This is a genomic window from Nonomuraea lactucae, from assembly GCF_003313395.1.
GTDB lineage: Bacteria > Actinomycetota > Actinomycetes > Streptosporangiales > Streptosporangiaceae > Nonomuraea > Nonomuraea lactucae.
Genome location: NZ_QNFZ01000355.1, coordinates 1 through 716, shown reverse-complemented (window position 1 = coordinate 716; position 716 = coordinate 1). Strand labels below are relative to the sequence as shown.

Annotated in this window: 1 protein-coding gene; it reads left to right on the top strand. The window is 77.1% G+C overall.

Annotated features, from left to right (window positions below; translation table 11 throughout):
- The coding region (locus tag DQW85_RS21915; RefSeq protein ID WP_275888234.1) for a carboxyl transferase domain-containing protein at positions 1 to 716 on the top strand (716 nt) is incomplete at both ends.

Below are 716 nucleotides of genomic sequence, written 5' to 3'. Positions count from 1 at the left end.
GAGCGGGTGACCCTCGCGGTCGAGCGGGCCGCCCGCGAGCGGCTGCCGCTGCTCGCCGCGCCCGCCTCCGGCGGCACCCGGATGCAGGAGGGCGCGCTCGCGTTCGTGCAGATGGTGAAGATCACCGCCGCGGTGCAGGCGCACCGCGCGGCGGGCCTGCCGCACGTGGTCTACCTGCGCCATCCCACGACCGGCGGGGTCCTGGCGTCGTGGGGATCGCTCGGGCACGTCACGGCCGCCGAGCCGGGCGCGCTGATCGGGTTCCTCGGGCCGAGGGTGTTCGAGGCGCTACACGGCTACCCGTTCCCCGAGGGCGTGCAGGTGGCGGAGAACCTCTACCAGCACGGCCTGGTGGACGCGGTGGTGTCGGCCGCCGACGCGCGGGAGGTGGCGATCCGGGCGCTGTCGGTGCTCTGCGCGAGCACGACAGGGCTGGAGCAGGGGGAGGCGCCCGAGGAGGACCTGCGGCCGGTCGAGGCGTGGGAGGCGATCAGCCGCTCCCGCCGCGACGACCGGCCCGGCGTGCGCGGCCTGCTCAAGCTGGCCGCCACCGACGTGACCCCGCTCAACGGCACCGGCGTGGGCGAGAACGAGCCGGGCCTGCTGCTGGCGCTGGCGAGGTTCGGCGCCGCCCCCGCTGTCGTGCTCGGCCAGGACCGCTACCGGCAACGCTCCAGCTCGCCGCTCGGCCCGGCGGGGCTGCGCGTGGCCCGGCG